Here is a 6283-nt window from a genome sequence, read left to right as displayed (position 1 = left end):
GGGTCAGTTCCACCATCTCCATCGCCGGTTTATCCTGTACGTAAGCGTAGTCGCCGGATTCATAGTCTACATTAATTTCTCCGCCGGTTGGCAAACTGATATACGTCAAATTCCAGGCACTGGCATTCTGATCAGCGATCGCCTTATCTTGTGTACTATAAGGGAAGCGATCATTATTTAAATTATTCAAACCGGATTTGGCCGCTTTATAATTACCCCACCTGTCGGTAGAGAGATATTCATAATTGGGATTCTTGCCCGTATATTTGAAAGTATAGGGGAAATGTTTCCCTTTGGTAGAAGCACCATAGGTAAAGTGCAAACCCGTTAAGGTAAGTTTACCACTATCGGCAACAGCCTGGTTGGGTACTTTCTGACAGAGCGTGTAGTCATAGTTGAATACCGCTGTTTTTATGGGTGTCGTAAGATCTTTCTTCGAATACAGGCGGACTTCCTTCAAACAACGCTGTCTGCCATTGGCGGTATTGTCTATAGCGCCGGTGATACCGGTAACACCTAACGCATCATTCCTGCTGTCTAACAGGAAAAACATGACCTTGTTTTTTGTTTCGATGGAGTTTAAAAGCCATATTTCCTTCTCCCCATATACGATGCTACTTTTATCATCATCCTGATCAGCATTCAATGCTTTGTTATACAGCGCCCTATTCGGCTTCATCGGAGAGCGCCACTTGTAATTACCGTTTACCTTTGTATAGTTAAATTTAATGGCAGTACCCATGTCATCGTCTGAAATACCATCGCCTGTTACATCTACATAATCGGGCGACAATATCGCAGACAACAGGAAAGCCGATGCATAGGCAGGCTGCGTTTCCTTATGAAAATATTTATCAATGCCGTAATTGTGCTGAATTCCTCCATCGGGTTTCAGCGAAAATCCTACGAGGTTTCTGTCCTCCTCCTTCACTGCATTCGGATCTGTAGCAAATGAATACTCCTCCTGTACCTTGTTATAAACGGGCAGGCTGTATACCATTCTTTTCCCATCGTCTCCTGTGACCGTAAATTCAGAAAGATGGGTACCATATCTTGACTCTGTTACTGCGGAAGGTAACGCGGGTGTAAAACCAGTTACTTTGTTCTCCCGGTAATCTTCTTTCATTCTTATCACGCCACCCTGGTAGGTTTCTGAGGCGGTGAGATAGGAAATGGCATTACGTCTTACCTGTCTTTCTTTCTTTGTCAGCGGGTTGGATGTGGATATGGGATAGGTATTATTATATCCGTCTTTCAGTTCACTTTTGCTGCCGAGTCCATCCAAAGACACACGCACTACGTCTTCGCCTCTGATCAATGTCTCATAGTCATTGTTGCCCACATTCTTCTCATCCATCTGCTTAAAATAGGCATGCTCTTCGAGGGTATTATCGTTGTTCCTATAATCAGCTACTCCATTGAATAGGTTACCGTTTGTCCACTTACCCGTTTTGTTGGATACATCCTGCTTATAAAACGTGACCCCACCATGAAAGTATAATCCAAAACCCAGATCTACTCCAAGGGTAGTGGTGTTATTCGCGTCATTGACCGCAGGGTCAAACACCACGCCTGAACCGCCGCGATGCAGGCGGAATTGCCCGCTTCCCAGCTGGCTGGAATAGGAAAAAATATCGGCCGTAGCGATAGGAATCGCAATGTTTGGCATGTTGGGAATCACCGCATTATCTTTCTCCCGCATGAAATCCATTACTGCGTTGGGCACATCTTTACCCTGGTTAGCATACAGGTATCCGTATGCCGGATTAGTATTAATCCTGTTCAGTATTTCGCGTTTATACCGGTAGCCGGTAAGTCCTACACCCGCAAAAGCACCAGCACCGGATGGTCCTACATCTATACTGTAGCTACGGTTGGTAGACCTATAGGGCACGCCGATATGCGGATAAAAAGGTGGTGTGTTATAAGTGAATCCGATGCCGCCCACATCAAAACTGGAGGAACCCGGTTGATTATCCCAGTCTCTCGTGGTTACACCGAAAGACCCGTTCAGTGTAAGGCTTTTCAGCCCCTGGCGGGTGTTATAACCAAGATTGGCCGACAGCCCTACGTTCGTGGTCTTATTTTCATTCGACTTATCATATAAAGCCAGCGTGATATTAGGCGATACATCCACCCCGTTACTGGTATTGGACATCAGGCCCACACCCAGTCCGGGTGTTAAGGCACCGCTCCCGCGTGTAAGAGAGATACCGGCATTTATGCCGAACTCCGCTCCTATACCGGTATACGTATCACTGAAGATACCGAGCGACAAAGAGCCTTTCAGGCCAATCAGTTTCGCCCCGCCAAAGAACTCCGCTTTAACAGTTCCCCGGCCACCGGTTGTTGTTTTAGGCGCCGTATAATGTTCCGTGATTACCTTATCTCCGTTCATATCATCCGGAATACCTCTCAGGCTCCGGTTAATGGCGCCCACATTGAGATTCCAGCCCAGTCCTACCCAGCTGGCCTCATCATCCATTCCTACACCAGACTGGTAATTTAAATTGACGGGATAACCATCAATATCCATTATCGGAATATTGTATTTAAACGCACCGGTAAACATGTCGACCGTTTCACTGGTACCTGCTTCCGCAAACTGTTTGCTTTCCGGTTGAGAGGGACCGGTTGTAAGTGCCCATGCAGCACAGGGTACCAATATCTGGAAGGCAAGCAAGCCTAGAAAAAAAACTGCAATGGACTTTCTGAATAGGATGTTTCCTGGAATCATAACCTGCTGCTTAATGAGTCAATACTATTGATATGTGTTACCTGAAAGGGAAACACCAACTTATGATGCGTATACATCCAGTCATTCATCACGAAATACAATACGGCTGTTCCTTCCGGCACGGCCCTTTTGAAAGTGGTCAGGTATTCTGCTGAAGAGGGACTTCCATTCGGGATTCGCTGTGTAAACTGTGCCGCCAGTGTATCACTTCCTACTACCAGCCAGAACAGGGTATCCACGCTTACCGCCTTCATTTTCAGGTTGTCTTCCCGGGAGGAAGCTGGCAAGGCAACGTTTAGCTTAAATGTCATTTCCCCCGCTGCATCTGGATTTTCCCTTCCCAGCATTCGTTCCCACTGCACCGGCAGGTAACTGGCCCTTACCCCGATACCTCCTGCATCCTGTTCCTGAACCAGCGCCTGGCCATTGTTGGCATAAAAAGCTTTTATTTCTTTCTTTCCTGAATGACAGGCAGACATTAACAATCCTATCATCACGGATATTATTAAGTATTTCATCGCTATTCCGTTTCACTTTTATAAAGAAATCTTAATTGTTTTTCTTCACCGTTAGGCAGCTTCAACTCCAGCAGGTAATAGTAGCCATCCACGAATGACCTGTTCTCTGCCAGGGGTATGATCACATGGTTATTTCCACGATTCAGTTTGATCGCCGGTAGTTTACGCATTTCCAGTTCGGGCCTGGTGATACAACGGATCTTATAATTCAGCGGGGCTTTGTCGTACACATTTTCTACCGCAAACAGCACTTTTCCGCGGGCCACATAAAAATTACCTTTTGTCAGATCTGTGATATCCCTGAAGCTTTCCGGTACTTCTGCCGCGGTTTCCTCTTCGCAGAACACAGTGAAATCCCATATCTCGGAGTTCACCAGCAGCATATCATTTTTGTAGGCGCTTACCTGCCACACGTAAGTTTTTCCCTGCACAAGATCTTTTGCCAGAGAAGGATAGAAAAGCATGGGAGAATTAATGCCCAGCTGGTTAATCAAAGGCATATTGTAATTAAGTGCTTCTACCTTTGCCTGTCCGGGTTTCACTTCCGTGAGTACGAGCCGGTATTGCACACCCGGAACAGCCGGCAATAGTGGTTGCCAGAAAAAGGGAGGGCGCTTGTTACAGATCTTGTCTTCTTCTGCCGGGTTCAATAGCAGCAAGGGAGAAAACGGCTGGAGGTAATAATCGAAGCACTGGTCGCCCAGGGTTTCGCCCTGATGCGACTGATCACCGGCATTCAATTCAAAACAATATTCGTAATCCCCTTCCGTAAAGTAGCCGGACTGGCGACAGATAGTGGCCACCTTATTTTCCGCAAAGCGGATGGCGGATCTGGCAATCAATCCACCCGGTAAGGAGTTGGTGCCGGGCATTAATTGAAAGGCAGGTGTTTTTATACTGACAATATTGCCGGCACCGGCAGCAGATACTTTTACGGTAAGACTTACCAGTTGCGACTGGCTGCCGGTATTCGCAAGCCTCACCTGCAACAGGCCATCCAATGTGCGGCCATGCAGTTCCGGGATAAAAATAAAGGATACCTGGGCACGGAGTTGAACAGTACAAAACAGCATCAAAAAAATCACTCCCTGATAAAACTTTAACATAGGTGCTTAATTCAATTGGTAAGAAATAGCCAGTTCACTTCTGAAGTTGCCGAACAGATAGTTCTGTGGCGTATTCAACAGGCTTTTACGGCAGTCAACATACATATTCACATTTAACCTGGGCAGTACACTGGCGCCCGCTGTTTGCCTCAGACCCACTTGCCGCACCACCGCCTTATTATCCAGGTAGGTAATACCGCTGCTACAGCTTATTTTCTTCAACACCTCGTAGGTCCATCCCGTTTCCACCGTAAGGCGGTTGGCATACACAGCCTCGCCCTTAATATCTTTGTTGTAAAACAGGTTTAACGAAAGGACATGTGAGCTGATCAAAAGGTTGTGGTTAATATTAATATTCAGTAAGGTGCTGTGTTGTGGCAAAATATCGATCTGCTGATATCCCAGCATAATATTGCTGTTATATGGAAGTGCGGCCATTTTTCCCTGCACCTGTGAAGCGAGCGATAATTGCCGGGTCATATACTGAAAGGAGGCGGCCTTTTCACCGGTGCTTTTCATGGCCGACTGATTAAAACGCGCATCAAAGGCGATCTTCTTATTCAGTTTCCAGCGGCCATCAATAGCAAACTGCCTGTTTTTCCATTTACTGGAAGTCAATGCCGAAGAACTGATATCCTGGAAATCAGATCTTACTCCCAGTACCAGTTTATTTTTATACCAGTTTCTTTTCAGTTTTAATCCGTAACGAATCGTTCCTCTTCCTGCTCCAGGAGAAGCGGGGTTATTATATCCCAGGCCAGAATAGCTGACATAGGCACGCTGGTTCATATTCCACTCACTTACCTGCCCGTTGTAGTCGAGCCCCACAGACAAGGTTTCCCAGAAATCGTTGAACAGCGATAATGCAGCAGCTTTACTGGCCAGCATCGGGTCATTACCTACTGCCGAATTCTTAAACTGGTTATTGGACTTTGATAATTGTGCCGCGATACGGCCATAACTACCCAGGCTGATATCTTCCGAAAAAGCACCTACAAAAGTATTTCTAGGTAAATTCAGGGTAGTATACTGGCGGCGGGAATCGCTTTTGGTATTGGCGTTCACGACCCCTGCATGGCTGTGTGGCTGCGTAATATCACCGGCGCCCATTTGCAGGAATTGCATGCTGTAAGCACCCGGATCAAGCGACGAATTAAAAGCAAGGTCTTTTATTGTTCCGCCGTCGATACGCTTTCCGGCACCCAGCATCAGGAATTTATTGTTGTTCAGAAAACTGGTTTGTATACCGGACATAAACAGGTCCTGTACCCCACCTTTACTTCCGGAAGCTGCAATGTTACCGATGTCGAGTTGTTTGGCACTTAATAACAGGCGTTGCAGACCGCTTAATGGCAACAGTTCTTTAATGTTCCTGATTTTGTTGCTCTCCTCTTCCAGTTGCCCGTTGATTTTTCCTCCGGCCACCCGCTCGTCCGAGATAATGGATTTAGCCCGCAGGCCCTCTCCTACTTCTTTCTTCAGCGCAAAAACGCCCGCCATATACTTTCTGGCTGCACTGGCTGTACGGAAATGTTCCAACAGTTCATTGAGGCTGCTGTCGGCCACCGGATGTGCCAGTAAGATACTATCCTGCAATGCCGCAACAGCCGGCTCAAGGTCTTCCGCTGTAATGCCCAGGACTCTATTGTTCATTAACTCATTCCGTAGTTGCAACGAATCCAGCTGGATGATATGATCGCTGTTGAGCAACTGGCCGAAGGCAGCAGACTGCTTTTCTCCCAGCCCCGTGAGTTTTTGCCGGAGCGCTTCTAACCGGCTGCTGGCAAAGGATTTTACCGCGCTTTTGACATCAATGTCTTTCAGAAAGTATTTTTTGAGATCATATTTCTTTTCTACTATGCTGTTGAGGCGTTTTACATAAGCGTCTTTATCAAATGAAAACTTCACGAGCGACTGATCCG

At 46.6% G+C, this 6283-nt stretch carries 4 protein-coding genes; all 4 read right to left on the bottom strand.

Annotated elements, in window-relative coordinates:
- A partial coding sequence (locus VN105_RS07660) for a hypothetical protein (protein ID WP_325639527.1) occupies positions 1-2737 on the bottom strand: 2737 nt, incomplete at its 3' end.
- Entirely contained in the window at positions 2734-3255 is a 522-nt protein-coding gene (locus tag VN105_RS07655) for a hypothetical protein (protein WP_325639525.1), read from the bottom strand. The genes VN105_RS07655 and VN105_RS07660, both read right to left, overlap by 4 nt.
- 2 nt (positions 3256-3257) lie before the next feature.
- Entirely contained in the window at positions 3258-4361 is a 1104-nt protein-coding gene (locus VN105_RS07650; protein ID WP_325639523.1) for a hypothetical protein, read from the bottom strand.
- Between the two features lie 6 nt (positions 4362-4367).
- Positions 4368-6283: hypothetical protein (locus VN105_RS07645; RefSeq protein ID WP_325639521.1), on the bottom strand; the 1916-nt coding region annotated here is incomplete at its 5' end.

The organism is Chitinophaga sp. (genome assembly GCF_035564935.1).
Classification (GTDB): Bacteria; Bacteroidota; Bacteroidia; order Chitinophagales; family Chitinophagaceae; genus Chitinophaga.
The sequence above is the reverse complement of the archived record's forward strand: the minus strand, read 5'-3'. Positions and strand labels throughout refer to the sequence as shown.